Origin of the sequence: Ureibacillus endophyticus (assembly GCF_003628435.1) — a bacterium.
In the GTDB taxonomy this organism is placed as follows: domain Bacteria; phylum Bacillota; class Bacilli; order Bacillales_A; family Planococcaceae; genus Ureibacillus; species Ureibacillus endophyticus.
Genome location: NZ_RBZN01000023.1, coordinates 1 through 19,941, shown reverse-complemented (window position 1 = coordinate 19,941; position 19,941 = coordinate 1). Strand labels below are relative to the sequence as shown.

The following is a 19,941-nucleotide window of genomic DNA, read 5'->3' as shown; positions in this document are numbered from 1 at the left end:
TTCCTATATTATTTCGCTAATTTATTATAAATTGCATCAATCATTGCATCAATGAACAAAGGATGCGTATTAGGCATTGGAGGACGTCTATAAGTCGCACCAAGCTCTTCACATACTATCTTACATTCATAATCATTGTCATAAAGTACTTCTAAATGCTCTGTTACAAATCCAACAGGTGCATATACAAAAGAGCGGAAACCTTTCTTTTCGTAAAGTTCACGCGTTAAATCTTGTACATCTGGCCCAAGCCAAGGTTCAGGTGTTTGTCCAGCAGATTGCCAACCCACCTCGACATTTTCAATACCCGTTGCTTCTTGAATTAAACGCGCAGTTTCAATTAATTGATCTTCGTACGGATCTCCTGCTTGTTTAATCTTCTCTGGTAATGAGTGATTCGAAACGATTAAACATGCCTTTTCACGTTCTTCTTCGCTCATTTTATCGAATTCGGCATTAATTGCTAGCTTCCAGTACTCAATAAATTTCGGTTCATTATACCATGACTCAACCGAAGTAATTTTCATATTGCTTCCTAGTTTTTCTGCAGCCTCTTTTACGCGACCATTGTATGATTTAATGGAAAATGTTGAGAAGTGAGGAGCAAGTACAATCGTAACCGCTTCTTCAATTCCATCTTTCACCATTGCTTCAACTGCATCTTCAATAAATGGTTCAATATGTTTTAAACCAACGTAAAGTTTGTATTCCACTTCACTTTGAACTTCATTTAAACGCTTTTCAAGGGTTTCAGCTTGCTTTTGTGTCATTTTTGCTAAAGGGGAAATACCACCAATTGCTTTATATCGGCTTTTCAAATCTTCTAAATGTTCCTCAGAAGGTTTACGCCCATGACGAATATGTGTGTAATATCTTTCAATATCTTCTTCTTTGTATGGCGTTCCATATGCCATTACAAGTAGCCCACGTACAGGTTTCATTTTTTCACCTCAAAAGTTTTTCTACTGGATGATTCTACTTACTATAGTTTAGTTACTTGTTCACGACTATACTCATGAATTAAAGTTGTTAATCGTTTTAATACATCTGGGTTTACTTCTGGGAAAACACCATGGCCCAAGTTAAAGATGTGACCTGGAACTTCTAATCCTTGATCGATAATATCTTTTGTACGTTGCTCAATAACAGACCAATCTGCAAGTAACAACGATGGATCTAGATTTCCTTGCACAGCTTTATTTACACCTAATTCGCGCGCTTTGCGAATCGGCATACGCCAATCAAGTCCAACAACATCAATCGGAAGGTCATTCCATTCGTTTACTAAATGACTTGCACCAACACCAAATTGAATAAGGGGAACATTTTCTTTACGAAGTTCTGCAAAAATTCTTGTCATTACCGGTTTAATGAAGATGCGGTAATCTTCTACGTTTAGAGCACCTACCCAAGAATCAAATACTTGAATTGCTTTCGCACCAGCTTCAATTTGTGCAGTAACGTCTGCAATAATCATATCCGCTAATTTGTCCATTAATGCAAACCAAGCTTTTGGCTCTGATACCATAAATGATTTGGTTTTGTTGTAATTGCGTGATGGTCCACCTTCAATCATATAGCTAGCTAATGTGAAAGGTGCGCCCGCAAAACCGATTAGCGGAACATTTAATTGTTCTTCAGTTAAAATTTTGATTGTCTCTAAGACGAATGGTGTATGTTCTTTTGCGTTAAATTCACCTAATTTTTCTACATCTTCAACAGTTCGAATTGGGTTAGAAATAACAGGACCTACACCCGCTTTAATTTTTACATCAACGCCGATTCCAGGTAGAGGAGTGACAATATCTTTATATAAAATTGCAGCATCTACATCGTAGTTTTCGACAGGTAATCTTGTTACATATGCACATAATTCAGGTTGATGTGTAATTTCTTCTAATGAATATGTTTCTTTAATTTTACGATATTCCGGTTGAGATCGACCTGCTTGACGCATATACCATACAGGAGTATATTCTGTACGCTCCCCCCTCGCCGCGCGTAATAATGTATCATTAAAAGCTTTCATTATTATACCTTCCCCTCAATTTAGTAACTTGGTAAAATTGATAAAATATTACACCCAAGTTTGTTTAATTCAGTAAAAGAGTTTTATACTGAAATAAGTAAAATGATAATTTTCTCATTGATATCCGTTTTCCAATATATACTGTTACTATGACATTGTATAGTTTTCTACACCAAATGTCATAAAATTGTTCGTTAACTACCTTTTTTTATGATTATTTTTTGTATTTAAATAGCATTTTAATCTGTTTTAAATTAAAATCATTCTCATTTTGAAAGGGGATTTAAAATGTTCCTCTATTTGACATCTGGAACCCCAGATTTTATGGAAAAAGTTCGTAAAAAACATAAAAAAGAAGACATGGTTGTGTTACATGGTTCTGGCAATTCCCTTCTCCTACATGAAACAGAAGGAAAAACAAAATTTGCAACACCACGTAAGTTCGAAGTGATTGATGGAATTAATTCAATAGAACAAAGAGGGTATTTTGTATTAAACAACATACCTGTTACAGACGAAGGTAGACCAATTTTTGAAAAACGCTTTTTGAACCGCTCCTCTGCTTTTACGGATGAACCAGGTTTTATTGCCTATCGTTTACTACGTCCAATAAAATCAGATATTTATATCGTGTTAACACAATGGACAGGGCCAAACTCCTTTGAAGCATGGAAAAATTCAAAAAAATTTATTGAAGCTTACAGCAAACAGGAAGCAATACCTGGGGTGGATAAACAAAATATATTTAATGCCGCGAGTTACATTACGACTTACTCAGGCAAATTGTTAGAGGAGAATTAAGTTGGTTTAGCTTCGGAGCGGGTCGGGTTATTTGCTTTTCGTCTCGAGTTATTTGCTTTTGATTAGGAGTTATTTGCTCTTTGACTAGATTTATTTGCTTTTCATCCAAACTTATTTGCTCTTACCGCGCACATAAACAAAAAAAGTGTTTTAAAAGCTCTATGTGGCTTTTAAAACACTTTTTTGATTGCGAGCGTTATCCGCTTTTCTATTGTCTAGATACGGCGGCTAGGCTCTCGTGTCACTTCGACTGCTCCGACGAAGGCAAAAAGCGCCTTCTTGTCGCAGTCTCCAGTGCGTTTCGAGCCTGAACGAGCCGCCTTCGCTTTTCTAATATCTAGCTGCGAAACGTTCTCCGCTTTTAATTTGTCTAGCTATGCGCGTTAGCCGTTCGGAAACTTCGACTTCCTCCAGCGTGTGCGAGCACACTTGTCAGAAGTCTCCAGTTTCTATCACGGCTGAACGAACGCGCTCCGCTTTTCTATTTGTCTAGCTATGCGCGTTAGCCGTTCGGAAACTTCGACTTCCTCCAGCGTGTGCGAGCACACTTGTCAGAAGTCTCCAGTTTCTATCACGGCTGAACGAACGCGCTCCGCTTTTCTATTGTCTAGCTGCGAACGCTAGCTCCTCAACAACTTCAGAATCGTCTGCAAGGACAAAAAGCGTCCTTTTGTCGATTCTTCCAGTTGTTGTCGGAGCTGGGCGAGCGTTCTCCGCTTTTAATTTGTCTAGCTATGCGCGTTAGCCGTTCGGAAACTTCAACTTCCTCCAGCGTGTGCGAGCACACTTGTCAGAAGTCTCCAGTTTCTATCACGGCTGAACGAACGCGCTCCGCTTTTCTATTGTCTAGCTGCGAACGCTAGCTCCTCAACAACTTCAGAATCGTCTGCAAGGACAAAAAGCGTCCTTTTGTCGATTCTTCCAGTTGTTGTCGGAGCTGGGCGAGCGTTCTCCGCTTTTAATAAGAATAATCATGTTTTGAAGGATCTTTCGAGACTCTGAATGTAATTTCATTTAGGACTATTACAATAATCGCTGGTACGAAGAATAGTGGTTGTCCCACTGAACATAGTAATACGATGATTGCTTGAACGACCATAAATAGACGTAATACTTTTTGTACCGCTTCTTTTCTTTGTGATTCTTTAACAGGATACAGTCTGTCCATTCGGAAATCCTTTGATGATAGCAAGGCATATTTTAATTGTAATGTTGTTGCAAATGCCAATGCCCCAGCTACAATCCACGTTACAACAGGAATATTCACTACGAATGCAATAATTCCTGAAATCAAAGTTAAACGAACCCATAAGTAAAAATGGTCATCGGTACGGATAAACGTTCTATATACTAAGTAGTTTTGTGTACTCTTTTTACCATATGGGACAATGTTATAGACAAAGTTTAACCAGCTACGTTGTTTGATAGATCCCTTTAAATGCGGGACATCTGTAAAATAATTCGCAAAGCGATAAAAACCCATCATTCGATTTTGTTCTAACTTTACAAAATGCTCATAAGGAACCGGTTGTCTCAAAACTTTTTTCTTAAGAGCCATGTTATATACAATTAGTAAAACAACGAAGATGATTGCCATCGTATAATTCATTATCAGCGCAGTTTGAATTGTTATTATAGAAAGTAAAGCTCTTGTAATGCGGTCGATCACTATATTTTCTCCGCGATTTCCATAGCGGTAATTAAATTCAATTTGCACATTTAAAAACTTCAAAACAGCAATAAACAATACCCCAAGCCAAATTTGATTAGTTGATAATTCAGTAACAGCTTTCAATAAAGGGATTGCCACGATATAAATGACTACAGCTAATCCTACTTGAGACCAAAACGTGTAATTTAATGCCTTCTTAAAATATAAAGTCATTTTAGATTCTAAAGATAATAAATAAACTTGATCTGGTTCACGGAATAAAGTTACCGGACGGCTTAATGCTAAAATAACTCCTACTATAATGGATACAATCCATTCTGCCGGAAACGTATCCGGAGCTACTTTTAACCACTCACTATATTGGTACCCCACTGCCCCAACAATGAATACTAAGACGATCGCCAAATGCCCAGTAAAAACAAAGCGCATATATTTTTGCACTTCATTTATATAATGGTTAAATCGCGTTGACCAAACTTCATTCAAACTATTCATGGTCTTGCTCCTTCGTCATTGCGATATATAGATCATCTAATGTTGCAGTTGGCATATTAAAGCTTTTTCGTAAATCATCCATTGTTCCTTGCGCACGAACTCGTCCTTCATGCAACAGAATAATGCGATCACAATGTTTTTCAGCTGTGGATAAAATGTGCGTAGACATTAAGATGGAAGCACCATCTTTTTTCTTTTCATCCATCTGATCAAGTAAAGACTGAATACCAAGTGGGTCAAGTCCCACAAACGGCTCGTCAATAATATATAATTTTGGATTCACTAAAAACGCACACATAATCATTACTTTTTGACGCATCCCTTTTGAGAAGTGGGATGGGAACCAATTAAGGCGTTTTTCCATTCGAAATTCTTTTAATAATGCCTCAGAACGTGACTTTAATGTATGTTCATCTATCCCATACGCCATAGCCGTTAACTCTAAATGTTCCTTTAAAGTTAATTCGTCATAGAGTACTGGTGTTTCTGGAATATAGGAAAAGGATGTACGGTACTGATCAATATCTTCACTTAGAGTGACACCATTTAAACGGATTTCTCCCTTTTGAGGTAAAAGAGTACCAATAATATGTTTAATGGTTGTACTTTTCCCCGCACCATTAAGACCAATTAAACCGACTAGCTCACCTTCACCAATTGAAAAATTCAGGTCTTTAATTACGGGTTTTCTTGTATAACCACCTGTAACATCGCTTAGCTGTAACAATGTCATTTTTTAACTTCACTCCTATTCTTTCTACATTTTAGCAAAAATCGCGATTGGAATCAGTTGTCATATGTTAAAATAAATAGAAAACATATATTTGAAAGGATGCTAACAATGAACGATTGCATTTTTTGTAAAATTATTGATGGTACTATTCCAAGTGTAAAAATCTATGAAGATGAAAACGTCTATGCCTTTATGGATGTTGCACCATTAACAAAAGGACATACATTACTTGTACCAAAACAACACGTGAAAGACCTTTTTGAAATGCCTGAAGAAGTTGCAAAAAATTTATATGCAGTTGCTCCAAAAATTGCAAATGCAATCAAATCAGCATTTAATCCAGCTGGTATGAATACAATCAATAATAATGGTTCATTTGCAGGGCAAACTGTTTTCCATTATCACTTACACTTCATTCCACGTTACGATGAAACAGATGGATTAAAATTCAAATGGGAAACAAAACAAAACGAATTCACACCAGAAGTGTTACAACAAGTTGCTTCACAAATTACAGATAGTTTGAATGCCTAACTGATTACATAACGCGGCCAAATTTTTGGTTGCGTTTTTGTTATGAGGTGGAGAAATTTTTCTATTAGTTTATTAATAATCTCATATCCCTTTTATTCTATTGCACTATATTGCAAATTATTAGTTTTGCCATTAAAATTAAATGTAAGTTTCGCTAACGGCAATAAGCTGCACGTTAGGAGGCGACTAGCATAGAAATGTAGAGGAGAGTTAGCAAATGAATACGAAGAATCTTGTTTTAATGGCGCTTTTAGTCGGTGTAGGGGCAGCACTTTATTTAATTATCCCTGGTTATGGTGAAGGGATGAAACCAGATTTCATGTTAACAATGATGTTTATTGGGATATTACTGTTCCCAACTTTTAAAGAAACATTCTTATTAGCAATCACTACAGGTGTACTTTCTGGTTTATTCTCAACATTCCCTGGTGGATTTGTGCCAAACATTATTGATAAACTTGTAACAGGCATAGTATTTTTTGTAATTGTTTTAGCCTTACGTCAATTAGGACAAAAGGTTGCTGTAGGTGCAGTGCTAGTAGGTTTAGGAACTATTCTTTCAGGAACTACTTTCTTATCAATGGCATTATTACTAGTAGGGTTACCAGGTGGTGCAGCATTTAGCTTCTTATTTATGGCCGTTGTATTACCAGCAGTTGGTCTTAATGCTGTAACATTTATTATCATCTACCCGATTATTACGAATCTATTAAAACGCTCTAAATTTAACACATCAGTATCACAAGCTTAAAATAAGGATAGACAAAGTCTCTATGGCTTTGTCTATCCTTATTTTTTTGCTTATATTTCTGTCATTACATTATATTTAATTTTGTCGATTCATGGTTTAATATGAATAACAATAGGAGAATCATAATAATAGTAACCATTTTTATTCAAAAGGAGATGAACAGAATGCGAGCAAAAACATTTTTAATTGGCTTATCAACTGGCATTGTCGGAGGGATTGCGGCCGTTTTATTTACTACACCTCAAACAGGTGAGCAACTTCGTTCAAATATATTAGAAAATTCTAAAAAGGCGAAAGAAAATTTATTAGAGTTAAAAAAGCAAACAATTAATTTAAAAAACGCAACTTTCTCATTAAAAAATGAAGTCGAAAATAATATACCAAAAATAATTACTGACTTAAGGGATAGTATCTCAAGTTTTAAGCAAGAAATTGAACCGGACGCAATGAAGTTAAAAGAAGAAATAGAAGGTTTACAGAAATCTATCACCGAAATCGAGAATAATTTATCAGAACTAAATAATAAGAAGTCTAATGAACAATAATTTCACTAGTCTTTTTTACCTAAAAAACCGCAATTTTTATAGCGCTTTACCATTATTTTTTTCACATTTATAATATTTTTTAAGCACTTTTCAATTATTTAATTTTTCTAACTTTAAACTTTTTTCTTTTATTGCTATAATATTTTCATATTGTTAATGTTAAGGAAAGAAGAAGGTGATGGTGATGGCTTTGTCGGAAGAAAGTTACACGATGAAAGAAGCTATGCTCTATAGTCAAAGAATTGCACAATTATCCAAAGCACTTTGGAAAGCCGTAGAAAAAGATTGGCAACAGTGGATCAAACCTTATGACTTGAACATCAATGAGCATCATATTTTATGGATTGCCTACCATTTAAAAGGCGCATCAATCTCAGACGTAGCTAGATTCGGTGTTATGCATGTCTCTACAGCATTTAATTTCTCCAAAAAACTTGAGGAACGAGGATTTTTAAAGTTTTCTAAACGTGATGACGACAAACGAAACACGTATGTCGAACTTACGAAAGAAGGGGAAGAATTAATTTTGCTCATGTACGATCATTACTATGATACTGAGCATTCGATTCTTAATGGATCACTTGCATTAAAAGAACTTTATGGACGATTCCCTGAATTTCTAGACGTAATGGCAGTTATTCGAAATATTTACGGGGAAGATTTTATCCAAATTTTCGAGAAATCTTTTAATAACTTTAAAGAGACCCTTGTAGAACAAGATGATAAGCTCATTGTAAAAAGATAGTTTAATAGAATTGATTGAAAACTAATTTGAATGTTAACAATGGATTATGAGTGTAGAGATACACTCTTTTTCTTTTTTATTTTGAAAATTGCCCATTCTTCAAAACAAATGTAGCATTTTTATAATTTATCATTTAAACTATCTTCACTAAAGTTTTAAAGGGGTCTTAGTTGTGCATTGTTGGAAAACGATTAATTTGAAAAATGAATATGGCTCTACTTGGCTTACGATTGTATCCATCACAATATTCATCATTATCTTCTCCTTCACCTTTGTATTATTCGGCCAATTACACCCTTCATTTTACAAAGATGATTGGTTATGGATTTTCTTAATATGGGGTATTTTCCTTTACCCATTGCATAAGCTAACTCATTATTTTTCTTTATTTGGCTATCGAAAATCCGTTAAATTGCGAATTCGCAGGGATTTTTTAATTATTCCAGTACTTATTATGCGAATAAAAAAAGAGATCCCAAAAAATCGTTATATTTTTACTTTATTAGCACCTTTTATCTTTATTAACGGATTCGTTATTTCTCTTATTTTGTTATTCCCGCAATTCACTCATTTTTTATGTATCATACTATCGTATCATTGTAGTATTTGCTTAATAGACATATTATATGTAAAAGATTTAATTTCTGCTCCGAGGGACTCCGTAATAGAGGAAACACCTAAGGGCTATGAAATATTAGTACCTACTAAGTTTTGAGGTACTATTTACTTGTATTTGATTAACATTTTTTGTTATTCTTATTGTTGTAAAGAGAGGGGAGGAATAGACTTGCTACTGTTAGTTGTAGTGCTATTCTCTGTATTTTATTTATTCCAAATAAATCGAATGACCTATGCACTTGTTACTCAAAAAGAAATTCCAGAAGAAAAACATGCAAAAATATTCCGCACAATAAATGTTTTAATCACAATTCTTTTAGTATCTTTCTATGTAGAAGTATCAGTTGCAATGTAGCTTAGAATCTGGGGGTATTCCAGATAGAGTAAAACTCAACGGTATAATATAGAAGAGCTAAAGGCATTACCTTTAGCTCTTCTTAGTCTTTTCATCTGTTTGTTTATATTAGTAGATATATGCTGCACCAACAATAATTAATAAGATGAACAGAACAACTAATAGCGCAAATCCATTTCCATATCCGCCACCGTAGCTATTACCCATCACGACACCCCCTTTCAAAATCTATATTATGCAGGTGCTACCCCTACATCTAGGCTGTTCAACCGAAACCATTTTGTTTTTCAAGCGTTTATGTTATAGTAACTATGGATTTTAATTGAAGTTAGGAGCGTAAATACCCAATGAAAAAAACTTTATTAGCAATAGCACTTTCTTCGTCAGTATTGCTAGCTGCATGTAACTCAGGAGATGAAGTTGTAGTGTCATCAACTTATGGTGATATTACAAAGGATCAATTCTATGATGAAATAAAAAATCTTGCAGGTAATGCACTATTAGAACAAGTAGTTATTGAGCAAATTTTAGAAAATAACTATGAAGTATCAGAAGATGAAGTAAAAGAGCAATTCGAATCTGTAAAATCACAATATGGTGATCAATTCGAAACTGTGCTAGCAGCAAACGGTTTATCAGAAGAAGCGTTTAAACAAAATATCCGTTTCTCTCTTCTACAAGAAAAAGCAACTAAAGATGTAGAAGTAACTGATGAAGAAATTAAAGCATATTATGATCAAGCGAAATACGAATTAAATGCGCGCCATATTTTAGTTGCAGATGAAGAAACAGCTCGTTCTGTTTATGAAAAACTAAAAGCTGGTGGCGACTTCGCAAAATTAGCTAAAGAATATTCAACTGATGGAACTGCTGAAAAAGGTGGAGACCTTGGTTGGTTTACTGTAGGTGCTATGGTACAAGAATTCAATGATGCAGCATACGCTCTTGAATTAAATGAAATCAGCGAACCAGTACAAACTGAGTTCGGTTACCATATCATCCAAGTAACGGACAAACGTGAAGTGAAAGATTACGGTACTTTAGAAGAGAAAAAAGACGAAATCAAAGAAACAATTGCTTCTACTAAAGGTGATTGGAATGCAAAAGTTGCTGAATTAATTAAAGATGCAAAAATCAAAATTAAAGATGAAGACTTAAAAGATGCATTAAAAAACTACCTTGATTCTGAAGAAGACTCAAAAGAAGCAAAAACTGACGATAAAAAAGAAGACAAATAATTTCACAATAAAAGTGCTGTCTAGAAAGAAATCCTTTCTAAACAGCACTTTTTTCATATTAAATCTTTTTAACAAACTCAGATTTTAATTTCATTGCCCCAAAACCATCAATTTTACAATCTATATTGTGGTCACCTTCAACTAATCGGATATTTTTCACTTTTGTTCCGATTTTTAATGTAGATGAGCTGCCTTTTACTTTTAGGTCTTTAATGACAGACACAGTATCTCCATCTGCTAATAGGTTGCCATTTGCATCCTTTACTACTAATCCCTCTTCTTCATGTTGATCATTTTCTGACCACTCATGGGCACATTCAGGACAAATTAAAAGCTCTCCATCCTGGTACGTATATTCTGAATTACATTTTGGACAATTTGGTAAATTCACTCGTAATCTCCTCCATTTTCCATCATTAGGGCATGTCCTAGTATAGTAAACCTTATATTACTTTTCAATCATTTTCACCGATTCCACCATTTAAGTCAATTAAACACAGGAAACATGGCATTATGAATCATTACGAGTTAACTCTTCTATCCTCTTGACCATACCAAAAAGCTGCTCCTATCACTAACGCACCACCAATAATATTCCCTATGGATACTGGTATAAGATTTGCAAAAAATCCACCTATTGTTACAAGCTCACCATGTGGAATCATTAATGCTATGGATAACAAAGTCATATTCGCTACACTATGTTCAAAGCCTGATGTAATAAATGGAAAAATACAACAGAATATCATTCCAAGTTTTGCCGACTCATTTTTTAAGCGAAAAGAACACCAAACCGCTAAACAAACTAAAGTATTACAAAGAATCCCTCTAAACAGAAGTTCCATAAATGGAGCGTTCATTTTGGCGGCTGCTAATTTATCTACGTATGTTGCGATATTTCCTTCATGTAGACCTGTCATATAATACATAAATGCACATAGCACGGATCCAATTAGGTTCCCAATAAAACTAGCAATCCAAATTGTCCATGTATTTGTCCAAGTCGTTCGCTTTTCTAACGTACTGATGGTCATGATAAGATGATTTCCTGTAAATAAATCCGCTCCACCCATTACGACAAAACTTAAGGCAACTCCAAAGGAAATCCCTTGAATAATCCGCATGTAAGGACTTCCTGCTGGATCTAATAAACCGCCAATCGTAATGAGTAATAAAATTCCAAAACCTACAAAAATGCCACCTAACATCGTTAGCATTAAATAGCTTATTTTACTTTTATTTAACGTATTAACCTTTGCTAATCCGGCATTTACAAGCGAATCAATCGTATCTCGCAAACTCGATCACTTCTTTTCTTTACTAGTCTTTTATAATTTCGATTATACCTACTAGACTTGGTAAATAATAGATTTTATATAAAATAAAGACACCCATAAATTGGGTGCCCTTTACAATTATTCAAAAGTTGGTTTATAGAACGAACGGTTATCAAGTGCAAAGATTCTCTCTGTATATTCTCCAGGTTTTGTTTTAGACAATGCTCTCGTTAGCATATTCATTTTCGCGTCAATATTGTCAATGTAATGAAGGATTTCAGCTTCTTGAATCATCGGTTTTTTCGGGCTACCCCATTCTTCTTTCCCGTGATGAGAAAGTACGATATGTTTTAAAACCATAACTTCTTCCCCATCGATCCCTAATTCCTTCGCTGCTTGGGCAATTTCATCTACCATAATTGTAATATGACCTAACAGATTTCCTTCAACAGTATAAGACGTTGCGATTGGTCCTGTTAATTCCTTTACTTTCCCGATATCATGTAAAATAACGCCTGCATAAACTAAGTCACGGTTTAGTGTTGGATAAAGGTCACAGATGGATTTGCCTAATCGAAGCATCGATACAACATGATCTAATAATCCTGAAGCATAATCATGATGATTTTTTGACGCTGCTGGGAAAACAGTTAATTCAGCTTGATACTTCTTCATTAAAAATCTAGTAATTCGAGAGATATTTGGATTTTTAATTTCAAAGAAAAACTGAGTTAACTCCTCATATAGTTGTTCTTTCGGTGTTGTTGAAGATGGTAGTAAATCATTTATTTGAATTCCCTCATCTGGGCGAGCAATGCGAATTTGCTTAATTCGAAGTTGATTCTTTCCACGATAATCATGAATCTCACCGCCAATATGAACAATCACTTCTGGGCGATACATATTTTCATGCTCTTCGTTTGTATCCCAAAGTTTCGCTTCAATATCCCCACTCTTATCTTGTAAGATGAGTGTCATGAAAGGTTTTCCTACTGTTGTAACTCCTTTTATAGCTTGTTTGATTAATAAATATTGACTAACTGGTTCCCCCGCTTGGAGTTGTGTGATTCCTTTCAAATTGAAAACACTCCTTTGTATCATATTGCATTATCTTTATATAAACGATAATTTCATTGTACCACGGGAGTTACTATTTAACGATAAATCACGATGCACTTTTTATGATAATTTGCTATGAATCTCTTATAATTGTATTATCTTTCTACATCAAGGGGGTTGTTGAAATGGGGAATTATCGTTTTACAGCTTTTGAAAAGACAGGGGAAGTTTTATTCGATGAAGTATGGAGTTTTAATGACGATGAAACAGCTAAAGTAGAGGGACAAAAGCAAATTGAAGAAAAAGGTGTTGCGGATAAAACACATCGACTTGTTAATTCTTCTGGCAAATTAATCTTATTCCATGTTTAAATTTGGGAGACTGGGCATATTTGTCTGGTCTTTTTTGTGTTGAGATGAGTATTTTTTTGTGAATACGCTTTTGCAGTGATTTCTTTTGGATTTTGTACTCATCGGCATTATGAATACCGTTTTGTTCGAATTCCTTACCTATTTCCGTCTTCATTAGCTTCATGAATACCGTTTTGTATTAAATTCTCATCAATTTTCGTCTTCATCGGCTTCATGAATACTGTTTTGTTCGAATTTCTCACCGATTTTCGTATTCATTGGCTTCATGAATACCGTTTTGTTCGAATTCCTTACCTATTTCCGTCTTCATCGTCTCTATGAATACCGTTTCGTTCGTATTTCTCACTGATTTTCGTATTCATCGTCTTCATGAATACCGTTTTGTTCGAATTCCTTACCGATCTTCGTATTCATTAGCTTCATGAATACCGTTTTGTATTAATTTCTCATCAATTTTCGTCTTCATCGGCTTCATGAATACCGTTTTGTTCGATTTTCTCATCAATTTTTGTCTTCATCGTCTTTATAAAAACTATTTTCTTCAAATGACACTCTATATCTGTCTTCATCATCATCTCAAAATCCATAAAAAAAAGGTGGCATGCACCCACCACCTTCGACTACCACTATTTGCCTTTAAATTGTTGAGTACGTTTTTCAATAAATGCTTTAATTCCCTCTAGATGGTCTTCTGTTTTTCTCATTCGTTTTTGAGCCTCAGCTTCTAACTTCAACACATTTTGAAGTTCTGAGATCTTTTGCGAATGTAAAATCGCTTTTGTTTCTAATACAGCTAAAATTGGGGATGATAAAAACTTCCCAACTAGTTGATCAACCATGGCTTCCACTTCATTTTCTTCCGCAATATAATCGATTAATCCCGCTTCAAGAGCTTCTGATGGTTCCATAATGGAGCCTTGCCAAATCATTTGCTTAGCCTTTGGAACACCGACTCTTTCTTTCATAAAGAAATGTCCCCCACCATCTGGAACCAATCCGACACCGATAAAATTCATCGCCAATTTACTTTTTTCTTCTGCCACAATGACATCACAACCAAGAGCGATACTAAAGCCTAGTCCCGCAGCTGCTCCATGAATCTGGGCAATCGTAACCATTGGAAGTTGATAAAATGCCAACATCATACGACTTAAATAGCCCATGACAATTTCAAAATCTACTGGATCCGCTGATGTTAACATCATTTTTATATCGCCACCAGCTGAGAAAACTTTTCCTTCCCCTTTGATAACTAAAATTTGAACTTCAGGATTGTCCTTTAAAAACTCAAAACAATCCGCCAATTCTTGCATCATCAGTAAATTTAAAGTATTTGCTGATTCTGGTCTGTTTAAAGTTAAAGTTGCACGACGATCTGCAATTTCTACTTTAATTGTCTCATATGCCATCTATTCCACCCCTATCAATGAATGAGTATTCATTTATACTATTCAATAATTCCCATCATTTCACCTTTATTTTCTTATATCTTTCCCTACTATAAATGACACTATCAAAAGCAATTTCAAAATTTCTAATAATTCGCTTTATTCAAGTAAATCGTCAAATGATAAAAATATTATTTCTCATACATAATTAGTTTAAAATCGCAATAATATTCTGATTTTATAAGCTTTTTTCTTACTTTAAGAACCGTTTTTATCAAAAGAATCCACAATGAAAAAACCGAACATTAACTAAAATATATAAATAAAACGTTCGGTATTTCATGTCGAATTTAAGCGTTTTCATAGCTATAATTAATTTTTTTCTTAAATTCTGTTGACAAAACTGAACGATAAGGATTATGATGTTATCAATTAAATCAACGAAAAAATATTATGACGGAGACATGCTTTATCTCTAGAATCTTAAGAGAGCTGATGGTTGGTGAAAATCAGCGTTTCTACGATAATAGTTCCACTCCTGAATAGATTGGCTGAAATATTAGTATGCCAATCCGTGTTATGCACGTTACGCATACTTTCGAGGTTGTACGAAAAAGACGTTTTCTACAACGAAAAAGGGTGGTACCGCGTAAGATTGATAATAATGCCTTTCGCCCCTTACACAATGTAGGGAGGTGGAAGGCTTTTATATTCTATTTGCAAAAGGAGATTCTATTCACAGTCTCTTAAACAAATAAAAATCACTTATCAATTGGTCCACAAAAATAAATGAAATCAAAATATTCATAAAATAAGGAGAGTTTTTTATCATGGTAACAAAATTAGAAACTGCTACAAATGTAATTAACGTATTTATTGCTGACCCACTAAGCGAAGATGGTATTTTCCCATTACGTCAAGAAACAGAATTAAATTTAAACGTTATTGTTGATACTGGTTTAACTCCTGAACAATTAATCGCAAAAATTGAAGATGTAGATGTATTACTAGTTCGTAGCCAAACTAAAGTAACTCGTGAAATCATCCAAGCTGCAAAAAATTTAAAATTAATCGGACGCGCTGGTGTTGGTGTTGATAACATCGACTTAAATGCTGCAACTGAACACGGTATTATTGTAGTAAATGCTCCAGACGGTAACACAAACTCTGCTGCAGAACATACAATTGCCATGATGACTTCTCTTGCTCGTCATATTCCACAAGCTTATAACGCTTTAAAAAATGGTGTATGGGATCGTAAAACTTATGTAGGTGTTGAACTTAAAAATAAAACTTTAGGTGTTGTTGGTTTCGGTCGTATCGGTGCTGAAGTGGCTTACCGCGCGAAAGGTCAACGTATGGAAGTAATGGCATATGACCCATTCTTAACTGAAGAACGTGCAAAAGAACTTGGCGTAACAAAAGCAACTGTTGAAGAAATTTGTGAAGCTGCTGACTTTATCACAGTTCATACTCCACTTTTACCAGAAACACGTAACCTATTTAACAAAGAAAAATTCGCTATGATGAAACCAGGCGTACGTATTATCAACTGTGCTCGTGGTGGAATCATTAACGAAGATGATTTATATGATGCAATCGTTGAAGGTAAAGTTGCAGGTGCAGCACTTGACGTATTCGTGGAAGAGCCAGCTACTGATAACAAATTATTAACATTACCACAAGTAATTGCAACTCCACACTTAGGTGCATCTACTATTGAAGCACAAGAATCTGTTGCAGTTGACGTTTCAAACGATATTATTAAATTCTATAAAACAGGTACTGTTACAAACCCAGTTAACATGCCATCTATTCCAAAAGAATTACTTGCACAAGTTGAGCCATTCTTTGATTTAGCTGAAAAACTAGGTGCATTCTTATCACAAGTTACAACTGAACCAGTTAAAGAAATCAACCTTTCTTATGCAGGTGAAGTTGCAAACTATGATGTTCGTCCATTAACTTCTAATGCTTTAAAAGGTTTATTAAAGAAAAACCATGGTGAACATGTAAATGACGTTAACGCTCGTTACTTATCTGAACGTATTGGTGTTAAAATCAATGAACATAAAACAACTACTGCAAAAGGCTTCACTAACTTAATTACTGTTGAAATTAAAACAGAAAATGAAGTACACACAGTTGCAGGTACTTTACTAAACGGTTTAGGTGCTCGTATCGTAAAAGTTGAAGGTTATGTAGTTGACGTTGTTCCACAAGGTCACTTATTATACATCAAAAATACTGACAAACCTGGTGCAATCGGCCGTGTAGCAACAAAACTTGCTGAAAAAGAAATCAACATCGCAACAATGCAAGTTGGTCGTGACCAAGTTGGTGGTACTGCAGTAATGATGCTTACAGTTGATAACGAAGTAACAGCTGAAGATTTAGCTTACGTTTCACAACTTGAAAACATCGATGAAGTAAAAGCTATTAACCTATAATTAAACAATTGGGCTGTGCTAATTTGCACAGCCTTTTTCTATACTTTGCTCATGTGGTGATCACATCAATATGTCATCATCTTCCTCACAATTAATGCGCCTCAAAATTACTTTCAGATGCCACATTTTTAATTTATAATAACTTCCTTCAATTCGTTCATACTACTTTTAAGAAAGGGTGTGATCAACATTTTAACTGAACAACAAAAATCAAATTTAAAGAAGATGCTCCTGGAACAAAAAGAGTCATTAGTTCGAGATTCTGATTATGACGATGAATATTTAGAGCGCGGCAGTTTGCGTGATTCTGTCGATGAATTATCCACAGTTGATAATCATCCAGGCGATTTAGGAACAGAACTTTATGAACGTGAAAAAGATATGGCATTGAAAGTACATGATGAAGATGAACTAGCAAAAGTAAATGCCGCATTAGAAAAAATAGAAAACGGTACATATGGAGTTTGTGAAGTATGTCATGAAGATATTCCATATGAACGATTAGAAGCAATTCCTTATACATCTTTTTGTATTGAACATACCGATGCAAAAGATATTCCAAAAGGTCGTCCTGTTGAGGAACAAGTTATACTCCCGGCAGTAGATAATTCATTCTCAGGTCGTGACGATAAAGACGACATCCACGATTATGAAGATACATTCCAACTCGTAGCAAGATACGGTACGTCCGAAACGCCTTCTGACTTCGAAGGGGATTTTGATGACTTCGGGGATTTATACGATGATAATGAAGAAGTTGCAACAAATGATGAATTTGAATCTTTCCATGTTTCTGAGAAAGATATGTTAACGCAACAAGTATCGCGAAGACAAGTTGAACATGCTCGGAAATTTGATTATTTAGAGTAAAGAAAAAGTGTTTGAGACAAAAGTGGTTTTTCAAATTTATTTAGAAATATTAGTGATAAAAATTTGCTGTTTAGAAAAGTTGATTGGAATAGAGTGTGGTAGACTCCTGCGGGATTAGCATGAGCCGAAAATCCATTTTTGCCGGCCATAGTCGGCAAAAATTAGTTGAGGCCATGCCCGCGGAAAGCGTCCACACGGAATGGAAATCAACGTCCTTCATATCAAAAGACCACCATTTTTCTAAAGTGAAAAATGGTGGTTTTTTAGTTTTGTCTCATGCTCTTTTTTAATTATAACTGTTTCAGTAACTCTTTAAATTCCGTTAATGATTTTACTTCATATGTTGGTGTTACTTGTGATTCATTTTTGTTACCTTCTCGGTTAATCCACACGTTTTTCATGCCGATACGAGATGAACCTAAAATATCTGTATTTAAGTTGTCCCCTACCATAATTCCTTCTTCTGCAGTAATGCCTGCTTTTTCCATCATAAATTCAAATAGACTAGCATCTGGCTTCCCTTTACCAAAGTCCCCAGAGATAATAATATGATCAAAATATGGTGGGATTTCAGGTGTAATTTCTAATTTTAGATTTTGTAAACTTGGTGCACCATTTGTAAGTAATACTAATTTATATTGACCTTTTAATTCATCAAGCACTTTATATGTGTCTTCATAAACGAATGGTGATTTTTTACGTTCTTCAACAAAGCGCTCGCCTAATTCCGCACCAAATTGCGCATCTTCAATACCAAGAGCTTTTAAACCATTTGTCCAAGCATCTTTACGATATGTCGGTACAATTTCCTTCATTTTTTGGAAGGAATCAGTTGGATCATCAAATGTTCCCCAAAGTCCTTCAAATGGGTTAATCCCAATTAATACAGTATAATCGTATGTTTCATATCCTTCATAAAGTTTACGAGCTTCAACGCGTACTGCTTCTTCTAACTTTTCAGGGTCCACGTCATACTTTGTTGCTGCATATTCACATGTTTTTTCAAAAGCTGTTTTAATACTTTTTTTGTCCCATAATAATGTATCATCTAAATCGAAAATAATAGTATTAATTGACATATTTAATCTCCTATGTATTAGAATTAAAGCTATCTTTATTTTAACATATTTTCGAAAACTTAAGGGTGCCACTCTGAAAGTTTTAAAACTATTCTGGCATATTGTTGTATTCACATGAATTAAGGTTTATTGTTAAGCATATGTTACACTTATGAGGGACGACCATACATTCGAAGGAGAGGAACTTGCAAATGTTAAAGAAGTTTGCTTCAGATGCACTTGGCCTATCAGATATTGGAAAAGTTATAGACCCGCTTGATTATGATAAAACAGAGGCAGATGATTATGTTTTACATGAAAAAGGAGAGAGAATTTACTTTCTAATCAAAACAAAAGCGGATGAATATTGCTTTACAAATTTAGCACTCATCCATGTTGACGGAGATTCTGCTGTTAGTAAAAAGCGTACTTTGAAACGTTATGATTATAAATATAACCGTATTCGCCATGTATCCCTTGAAACAGCTGGGACAATTGATCTTGACGTGGAAATTAAATTTACAATTGGCGAAACTGCATTAAGCATCGATATCAATAAAAATTATGAGGACAAAATTCGCGATTTATATAAAAGCTTAATTACAATTGAGAAAACAATGAGGGAAAATGATAAGTATCGAAACTACATGTTAGAGAGTCTTGATTATGCTACAAGAACTTTATCTTCCTCAGGACATGGTCATACTTCACCTGCCGATTCGTTTAGAGCCATTACAGAATTTACAAACCAATGGCTAAAAGAGCATTCAAATGCCTATACAAAAGAAGACTTTAGTGATGTCTTTGAACTATTTTTAAAAAATTAATTTTAAGGAGGTGTCCAAAAAGTAATAATTTTTTGGACACCTCTTTTCTTTCTTGATAAATATCTCTTATGAATTATTGTTCCTGCGGTGGTTGTCACCATCCTCGTCGCAATTTATCTGTGACG

Annotated in this window: 22 protein-coding genes and 1 other annotated feature; of the genes, 12 read left to right on the top strand and 10 right to left on the bottom strand. The window is 34.8% G+C overall.

Annotation, left to right across the window (positions count from 1 at the left end; genetic code table 11):
- Nucleotides 1-8: 8 nt before the first annotated feature.
- Nucleotides 9-941, bottom strand: a complete 933-nt coding sequence (hemH, locus tag D8M03_RS10215) for a ferrochelatase (protein WP_121214675.1) — start codon at nucleotides 939-941, stop codon at nucleotides 9-11.
- A 41-nt stretch (nucleotides 942-982) separates the two neighbouring features.
- Nucleotides 983-2,029 (bottom strand): uroporphyrinogen decarboxylase, encoded by a 1,047-nt coding sequence (gene hemE, locus D8M03_RS10210; RefSeq protein ID WP_121214674.1) that lies wholly within the window; start codon nucleotides 2,027-2,029, stop codon nucleotides 983-985.
- 288 nt (nucleotides 2,030-2,317) lie between these two features.
- Between hemE and D8M03_RS10205 the strand changes: the two genes are divergently transcribed.
- The gene (locus D8M03_RS10205; protein ID WP_121214673.1) at nucleotides 2,318-2,830 is read left to right on the top strand and encodes an antibiotic biosynthesis monooxygenase family protein; all 513 of its coding nucleotides are present in this window, start codon (nucleotides 2,318-2,320) and stop codon (nucleotides 2,828-2,830) included.
- Nucleotides 2,831-3,788: 958 nt separating this feature from the next.
- Here the strand turns inward: D8M03_RS10205 and D8M03_RS10200 are convergent.
- Nucleotides 3,789-4,997: an ABC transporter permease gene (locus D8M03_RS10200; RefSeq protein WP_121214672.1), complete on the bottom strand. Its 1,209-nt coding sequence runs from the start codon at nucleotides 4,995-4,997 to the stop codon at nucleotides 3,789-3,791.
- Nucleotides 4,990-5,730, bottom strand: a complete 741-nt coding sequence (locus tag D8M03_RS10195; RefSeq protein ID WP_121214671.1) for an ABC transporter ATP-binding protein — start codon at nucleotides 5,728-5,730, stop codon at nucleotides 4,990-4,992. Before D8M03_RS10195 ends, D8M03_RS10200 begins: the two co-directional genes overlap by 8 nt.
- A gap of 108 nt (nucleotides 5,731-5,838) precedes the next feature.
- Between D8M03_RS10195 and D8M03_RS10190 the strand changes: the two genes are divergently transcribed.
- The 6 genes from D8M03_RS10190 (at nucleotide 5,839) to D8M03_RS10165 (ending at nucleotide 9,278) form a co-directional block, all read left to right on the top strand.
- Complete coding sequence (locus D8M03_RS10190) at nucleotides 5,839-6,264, top strand: HIT family protein (protein WP_121214670.1); 426 nt, start codon at nucleotides 5,839-5,841, stop codon at nucleotides 6,262-6,264.
- 217 nt (nucleotides 6,265-6,481) lie between these two features.
- Nucleotides 6,482-7,015 carry a tryptophan transporter gene (locus D8M03_RS10185; protein ID WP_121214669.1) on the top strand — a complete coding sequence of 178 codons (534 nt, stop codon included), beginning with the start codon at nucleotides 6,482-6,484 and terminating at the stop codon, nucleotides 7,013-7,015.
- 164 nt (nucleotides 7,016-7,179) lie between these two features.
- Entirely contained in the window at nucleotides 7,180-7,560 is a 381-nt protein-coding gene (locus D8M03_RS10180) for a YtxH domain-containing protein (protein WP_121214668.1), read from the top strand.
- A 184-nt stretch (nucleotides 7,561-7,744) separates the two neighbouring features.
- Complete coding sequence (locus tag D8M03_RS10175; RefSeq protein ID WP_121214667.1) at nucleotides 7,745-8,305, top strand: HTH-type transcriptional regulator Hpr; 561 nt, start codon at nucleotides 7,745-7,747, stop codon at nucleotides 8,303-8,305.
- 172 nt (nucleotides 8,306-8,477) lie between these two features.
- Nucleotides 8,478-9,020 (top strand): DUF3267 domain-containing protein, encoded by a 543-nt coding sequence (locus tag D8M03_RS10170; RefSeq protein ID WP_121214666.1) that lies wholly within the window; start codon nucleotides 8,478-8,480, stop codon nucleotides 9,018-9,020.
- Nucleotides 9,021-9,092: 72 nt separating this feature from the next.
- Nucleotides 9,093-9,278: a hypothetical protein gene (locus D8M03_RS10165; protein ID WP_121214665.1), complete on the top strand. Its 186-nt coding sequence runs from the start codon at nucleotides 9,093-9,095 to the stop codon at nucleotides 9,276-9,278.
- A gap of 108 nt (nucleotides 9,279-9,386) precedes the next feature.
- Here the strand turns inward: D8M03_RS10165 and D8M03_RS10160 are convergent, their stop codons facing one another.
- A complete protein-coding gene (locus D8M03_RS10160; protein WP_036200292.1) occupies nucleotides 9,387-9,485 on the bottom strand; it encodes a YjcZ family sporulation protein in 99 nt (32 codons plus the stop codon).
- Between the two features lie 140 nt (nucleotides 9,486-9,625).
- Between D8M03_RS10160 and D8M03_RS10155 the strand changes: the two genes are divergently transcribed.
- Complete coding sequence (locus tag D8M03_RS10155; RefSeq protein WP_121214664.1) at nucleotides 9,626-10,516, top strand: peptidylprolyl isomerase; 891 nt, start codon at nucleotides 9,626-9,628, stop codon at nucleotides 10,514-10,516.
- 58 nt (nucleotides 10,517-10,574) lie between these two features.
- Here D8M03_RS10155 and D8M03_RS10150 read toward each other — a convergent pair whose 3' ends face one another.
- The 3 genes from D8M03_RS10150 to yhaM form a co-directional block, all read right to left on the bottom strand.
- Nucleotides 10,575-10,907 carry a zinc ribbon domain-containing protein YjdM gene (locus D8M03_RS10150; RefSeq protein ID WP_121214663.1) on the bottom strand — a complete coding sequence of 111 codons (333 nt, stop codon included), beginning with the start codon at nucleotides 10,905-10,907 and terminating at the stop codon, nucleotides 10,575-10,577.
- 130 nt (nucleotides 10,908-11,037) lie between these two features.
- Nucleotides 11,038-11,814: a formate/nitrite transporter family protein gene (locus D8M03_RS10145; protein ID WP_121214662.1), complete on the bottom strand. Its 777-nt coding sequence runs from the start codon at nucleotides 11,812-11,814 to the stop codon at nucleotides 11,038-11,040.
- Nucleotides 11,815-11,931: 117 nt separating this feature from the next.
- A complete protein-coding gene (gene yhaM / locus D8M03_RS10140; protein ID WP_121214661.1) occupies nucleotides 11,932-12,870 on the bottom strand; it encodes a 3'-5' exoribonuclease YhaM in 939 nt (312 codons plus the stop codon).
- Between the two features lie 167 nt (nucleotides 12,871-13,037).
- Here yhaM and D8M03_RS10135 point away from each other — a divergent pair, with 167 nt between their 5' ends.
- The gene (locus tag D8M03_RS10135; protein WP_121214660.1) at nucleotides 13,038-13,223 is read left to right on the top strand and encodes a YhzD family protein; all 186 of its coding nucleotides are present in this window, start codon (nucleotides 13,038-13,040) and stop codon (nucleotides 13,221-13,223) included.
- Nucleotides 13,224-13,849: 626 nt separating this feature from the next.
- On the opposite strand, the gene D8M03_RS10130 is transcribed toward D8M03_RS10135, so the two are convergent.
- A complete protein-coding gene (locus tag D8M03_RS10130) occupies nucleotides 13,850-14,632 on the bottom strand; it encodes an enoyl-CoA hydratase (RefSeq protein WP_121214659.1) in 783 nt (260 codons plus the stop codon).
- Nucleotides 14,633-15,055: 423 nt separating this feature from the next.
- Nucleotides 15,056-15,293, top strand: a binding site (T-box leader).
- Between the two features lie 148 nt (nucleotides 15,294-15,441).
- Between D8M03_RS10130 and serA the strand changes: the two genes are divergently transcribed.
- A complete protein-coding gene (gene serA, locus D8M03_RS10125) occupies nucleotides 15,442-17,061 on the top strand; it encodes a phosphoglycerate dehydrogenase (RefSeq protein WP_121214658.1) in 1,620 nt (539 codons plus the stop codon).
- A 180-nt stretch (nucleotides 17,062-17,241) separates the two neighbouring features.
- Entirely contained in the window at nucleotides 17,242-17,931 is a 690-nt protein-coding gene (locus D8M03_RS10120) for a TraR/DksA C4-type zinc finger protein (RefSeq protein WP_341944034.1), read from the top strand.
- Nucleotides 17,932-18,221: 290 nt separating this feature from the next.
- Here the strand turns inward: D8M03_RS10120 and D8M03_RS10115 are convergent, their stop codons facing one another.
- Complete coding sequence (locus D8M03_RS10115) at nucleotides 18,222-19,010, bottom strand: HAD family hydrolase (RefSeq protein WP_121214657.1); 789 nt, start codon at nucleotides 19,008-19,010, stop codon at nucleotides 18,222-18,224.
- A gap of 191 nt (nucleotides 19,011-19,201) precedes the next feature.
- Between D8M03_RS10115 and D8M03_RS10110 the strand changes: the two genes are divergently transcribed.
- A complete protein-coding gene (locus D8M03_RS10110) occupies nucleotides 19,202-19,816 on the top strand; it encodes a PH domain-containing protein (RefSeq protein ID WP_121214656.1) in 615 nt (204 codons plus the stop codon).
- Nucleotides 19,817-19,941: the final 125 nt, after the last annotated feature.

Excerpts from the sequence above, each read along its gene's own strand:
- D8M03_RS10155 (WP_121214664.1), top strand. The coding sequence starts at position 9,626 with ATGAAAAAAACTTTATTAGCAATAGCACTTTCTTCGTCAGTATTGCTA.
- D8M03_RS10110 (WP_121214656.1), top strand. The coding sequence starts at position 19,202 with ATGTTAAAGAAGTTTGCTTCAGATGCACTTGGCCTATCAGATATTGGA.
- D8M03_RS10160 (WP_036200292.1), bottom strand. The coding sequence starts at position 9,485 with ATGGGTAATAGCTACGGTGGCGGATATGGAAATGGATTTGCGCTATTA.
- hemH (WP_121214675.1), bottom strand. The coding sequence starts at position 941 with ATGAAACCTGTACGTGGGCTACTTGTAATGGCATATGGAACGCCATAC.
- D8M03_RS10175 (WP_121214667.1), top strand. The coding sequence starts at position 7,745 with ATGGCTTTGTCGGAAGAAAGTTACACGATGAAAGAAGCTATGCTCTAT.
- D8M03_RS10200 (WP_121214672.1), bottom strand. The coding sequence starts at position 4,997 with ATGAATAGTTTGAATGAAGTTTGGTCAACGCGATTTAACCATTATATA.
- D8M03_RS10195 (WP_121214671.1), bottom strand. The coding sequence starts at position 5,730 with ATGACATTGTTACAGCTAAGCGATGTTACAGGTGGTTATACAAGAAAA.
- D8M03_RS10205 (WP_121214673.1), top strand. The coding sequence starts at position 2,318 with ATGTTCCTCTATTTGACATCTGGAACCCCAGATTTTATGGAAAAAGTT.
- D8M03_RS10130 (WP_121214659.1), bottom strand. The coding sequence starts at position 14,632 with ATGGCATATGAGACAATTAAAGTAGAAATTGCAGATCGTCGTGCAACT.
- D8M03_RS10135 (WP_121214660.1), top strand. The coding sequence starts at position 13,038 with ATGGGGAATTATCGTTTTACAGCTTTTGAAAAGACAGGGGAAGTTTTA.
- D8M03_RS10115 (WP_121214657.1), bottom strand. The coding sequence starts at position 19,010 with ATGTCAATTAATACTATTATTTTCGATTTAGATGATACATTATTATGG.
- D8M03_RS10190 (WP_121214670.1), top strand. The coding sequence starts at position 5,839 with ATGAACGATTGCATTTTTTGTAAAATTATTGATGGTACTATTCCAAGT.
- hemE (WP_121214674.1), bottom strand. The coding sequence starts at position 2,029 with ATGAAAGCTTTTAATGATACATTATTACGCGCGGCGAGGGGGGAGCGT.
- D8M03_RS10180 (WP_121214668.1), top strand. The coding sequence starts at position 7,180 with ATGCGAGCAAAAACATTTTTAATTGGCTTATCAACTGGCATTGTCGGA.
- serA (WP_121214658.1), top strand. The coding sequence starts at position 15,442 with ATGGTAACAAAATTAGAAACTGCTACAAATGTAATTAACGTATTTATT.
- D8M03_RS10185 (WP_121214669.1), top strand. The coding sequence starts at position 6,482 with ATGAATACGAAGAATCTTGTTTTAATGGCGCTTTTAGTCGGTGTAGGG.